5 protein-coding genes are annotated in these 3,730 nt (G+C 65.3%); 1 reads left to right on the top strand and 4 read right to left on the bottom strand.

Annotation, left to right across the window (positions count from 1 at the left end):
• From ureC to ABYB95_RS19075, 4 genes are all read right to left on the bottom strand, one after another.
• The coding region (gene ureC, locus ABYB95_RS19090; RefSeq protein WP_372660461.1) for an urease subunit alpha at positions 1 to 1,290 on the bottom strand (1,290 nt) is incomplete at its 3' end.
• A 39-nt stretch (positions 1,291 to 1,329) separates the two neighbouring features.
• Positions 1,330 to 1,635: an urease subunit beta gene (locus ABYB95_RS19085; RefSeq protein WP_372660457.1), complete on the bottom strand. Its 306-nt coding sequence runs from the start codon at positions 1,633 to 1,635 to the stop codon at positions 1,330 to 1,332.
• 10 nt (positions 1,636 to 1,645) lie between these two features.
• Positions 1,646 to 1,825 (bottom strand): hypothetical protein, encoded by a 180-nt coding sequence (locus ABYB95_RS19080; RefSeq protein ID WP_372660454.1) that lies wholly within the window; start codon positions 1,823 to 1,825, stop codon positions 1,646 to 1,648.
• A 131-nt stretch (positions 1,826 to 1,956) separates the two neighbouring features.
• Positions 1,957 to 2,259 carry an urease subunit gamma gene (locus tag ABYB95_RS19075; RefSeq protein WP_372660451.1) on the bottom strand — a complete coding sequence of 101 codons (303 nt, stop codon included), beginning with the start codon at positions 2,257 to 2,259 and terminating at the stop codon, positions 1,957 to 1,959.
• Between the two features lie 124 nt (positions 2,260 to 2,383).
• Between ABYB95_RS19075 and ABYB95_RS19070 the strand changes: the two genes are divergently transcribed.
• The coding region (locus ABYB95_RS19070; protein ID WP_372660449.1) for a cytosine permease at positions 2,384 to 3,730 on the top strand (1,347 nt) is incomplete at its 3' end.

Raw genomic sequence — 3,730 nt, 5'->3', positions numbered from 1 at the left:
TTCGAGCGAGCCGACGATGTGGGCGATGCCGTGCGCAATCGCTGGGTTGATGGTGTATTTGGCGATGTAGCGTTTGACGCGGAAGTTGTCGTTGCGCGCGCTGTCTTCGGCCAGCGCGCCGCGCTGCTCTTTCATCTTGTGTGCTGTCTGCCAGGTGCGGACGATGACCTCGCCCACGCGGCCCATGGCCTGGCTGTCGCTGCTCATGATGCTGATGGCGCCGAGGTCGTGCAGCACGTCTTCGGCGGCGATGGTTTCGCGGCGGATACGGCTTTCGGCAAAGGCCAGGTCTTCGGGGATGGAGGCGTCCAGGTGGTGGCAGACCATGAGCATGTCCACGTGCTCGTCCAGGGTGTTCACCGTGTACGGCATGGTCGGGTTGGTGGAAGACGGCAGGAAGTTGGCCTCGCCCACCACGCGGATGATGTCGGGTGCGTGGCCGCCACCCGCGCCTTCGGTGTGGAAGGCGCAGAGCGTGCGGCCCTTGGTGGCGGCGATGGTGTCTTCCACAAAGCCCGATTCGTTGAGCGTGTCGCTGTGGATGGCGACTTGCACGTCGGCTTCTTCTGCCACGTCCAGGCAGTTGCTGATGGCGCTGGGCGTGGTGCCCCAGTCTTCGTGCAGTTTCAGGCCGATGGCGCCGGCTTCGACCTGTTCGTGCAGCGGCGCGGGCAGGCTGGCGTTGCCCTTGCCCATGAAACCCAGGTTCATGGGCAAGCCATCGGCGGCTTGCAGCATGCGCTCGATGTGCCAGGGACCGGGTGTGCAAGTGGTGGCAAAGGTGCCGGTGGCCGGGCCGGTGCCGCCGCCCAGCATGGTGGTGATGCCCGAGGTCAAAGCCTCGTCGACCTGCTGCGGGCAGATGAAGTGGATGTGGCTGTCGATGCCGCCCACGGTGACGATGTTGCCTTCGCAGCTGATGATTTCGGTGCCGGGGCCGATGACGATGTCCACGCCCGGCATGGTGTCGGGGTTGCCGGCCTTGCCGATGGCGGCGATGCGTCCGTCTTTCAAACCGATGTCGGCCTTGACGATGCCCCAGTGGTCGATGATGAGCGCGTTGGTCAGCACCGTGTCCATGGCGCCTTGGGCGCGCGTGCGCTGGCTTTGCGCCATGCCGTCGCGTATGGTCTTGCCGCCGCCGAATTTGACCTCTTCGCCGTAGCCGCCTGCGGCCAGGGTGTAGTCCTTTTCTACCTCGATGACCAAGCCAGTGTCGGCCAAGCGCAGGCGGTCGCCCACGGTGGGGCCAAACATGTCGGCGTAGGCGCTGCGGTTGATGTTTGCCATGTCAGTTCCTGTTCGTTGTGCGTGCGCGGCTGGGGCGGGTCAGAGCGCGCCCTGCGTCAAGCCGCGAAAGCCGTGCACCTGGCGCTCGCCCGCGTAGTCCACCAGCTCGACCGTGCGTTGCTGGCCGGGCTCGAAGCGCACGGCGGTGCCGCTGGCGATATTGAGCCGCATGCCGCGCGCGGCGGCGCGGTCGAAGTCGAGCGCGGCGTTGGTTTCGGCAAAGTGGTAGTGCGAGCCCACTTGCACCGGGCGGTCAGCGGCGTTCTTCACCACCAGGGTGAGCGTGCGCCGGCCGGGGTTGAGCGGGTGTTCGCCCGCGTCGGTGAAAAGTTCGCCGGGGATCATGTTGGCGCCCTCACTTGCCGCCACGCGTCCACCACAGCGCAAGCGCTGCGGCCGCGACGGCGCCCACAAAACCCAGGGCATCGGTGGCGTGCCAATGGCTGCCAAAAAGGCCGTGGCCGTCGTGGGCCAAGGCGGGCAGGGCTGCGCAAGCCAGTGCGGTCGAAAACAACAGTTGGGTCAAGGGCTTCATGTGGGTCCTCAGCAGGTGCGGTAGAGCGAAATGTCGGGTTCAAGGATGCGGTGGAACCGGCTTTGCCGGGCCACTCGCATCGCCCCCTGGGGGGGTGACGCGCGCAGCGCGGCGCGGGGGGGGTGGGTGGGTCACGGTATCGGCTGGTGCACCGTCACCAGCTTGGTGCCGTCGGCGAAGGTGGCTTCGACCTGGATGTCGGGGATCATCTCGGCGATGCCATCCATCACGTCCGCGCGGCTCAGCACCGAGCGTCCGGCGCTCATGAGTTCGGCCACCGACTGGCCGTCGCGCGCGCCTTCCAGCACCGCCGCCGTGATCAGGGCGACCGCTTCCGGGTAGTTCAGTTTGAGCCCACGCGCCAGCCGACGCTCGGCCAGCAACGCGGCGGTGAAGATCAGTAACTTGTCTTTTTCGCGGGGAGTGAGTTCCATGGGCAGGCTCGTGGCGGTTGTCGGGGGCGCGGTATGGCCAGCAAGTACCGTGCCCTGCTTTCGTGCGTGGCATGAAAGCTGCACTGGACCATGGGTGAACGAACGCCCGATTTCTCTGCCCACCATGATGCCATCCGGCGCGGATGCCGCCGCGCCGAACGACGCGCCGCAGCGCATCATCAAGGTGCGCCGCGACTACAACGCCTGGGTCGGCAGCGAAACCATGGAGGACTATGCGCTGCGCTACACGCCGCAGCGTTTTCGCAAATGGAGCGAATGGCGCGTGGCCAACACGGCCTTTGGCGCGGCTTCGTTCCTGATCCTGGAAGCGGTGGGCGCCACGCTGCTGGTGAAGTACGGCTTCGTCAACGCCGCGCTCGCCATTTTGGCCACCGGCCTCATCATCTTCCTGGCGGGCCTGCCCATCAGCGTGTACGCCGCGCGCTATGGGGTGGACATGGATTTGCTCACGCGGGGCGCGGGTTTTGGCTACATCGGCTCCACCATCACCTCGCTCATCTACGCCAGTTTCACCTTCATCTTCTTCGCGCTGGAGGCGGCCGTCATGGCCTACGCACTGGAGCTGGCGCTGGGCATACCGCCGGCCTGGGGTTACCTCATCTGCGCTCTGGTGGTGATTCCATTGGTCACCTACGGGGTCTCGGTCATCAGCCGCTTCCAGATCTGGTCGCAACCGCTGTGGCTGGTGATGATGTTGGTGCCTTTTGCGGCGGTCTGGATGTTCGATCCTGGTGCATTTGCAGATGTTGTGCACTACGGTGGTGAATCTGGCTTGGGCAAAGATTTTGATTGGCACCTGTTTGGTGCGGCGCTCACGGTGGGTATTGCGTTGATCACGCAAATGGGTGAACAGGCCGACTACCTGCGCTTCATGCCCGCACCCGTGCCCGGCAAAACCTGGCGCTGGTGGGCCGGGGTGCTGGCGGGTGGGCCGGGCTGGGTGGTTCTGGGCGTGCTCAAGATGTTGGGCGGCGCGCTGCTGGCGTATCTGGCCATCAGCCACATGGTGCCGCCCGAGCGTGCGGTGGACCCGAACCAGATGTACCTGGCCGCCTACGAATACGTGTTCTCGGACTACGGCTGGGCGGTGGCCGCCACGGCCTTGTTCGTGGTGGTCTCGCAGCTCAAGATCAACGTCACCAACGCCTACGCGGGCTCGCTGGCCTGGAGCAATTTTTTCTCGCGCCTCACGCACAGCCACCCGGGGCGGGTGGTGTGGGTGGTGTTCAACACCTTGATCGCCTTCATGCTGATGGAGATGAATGTGTTCCAGGCGCTGGGCGAGGTGCTGGGCCTGTATTCCAACATCGCCATCGCCTGGATCATGGCGGTGGTGGCCGATCTGGTGATCAACAAGCCCATGGGCTGGTCGCCCAAGGGCATCGAGTTCAAGCGCGCGTATTTGTACGACATCAACCCGGTGGGCGTGGGCGCCATGGGCCTGGCCTCG

This window comes from Hydrogenophaga sp. (assembly GCF_041633695.1).
GTDB lineage: Bacteria > Pseudomonadota > Gammaproteobacteria > Burkholderiales > Burkholderiaceae_C > Hydrogenophaga.
Note: the sequence above shows the minus strand (reverse complement) of the source record. Positions and strands in the feature narration are given on the sequence as shown.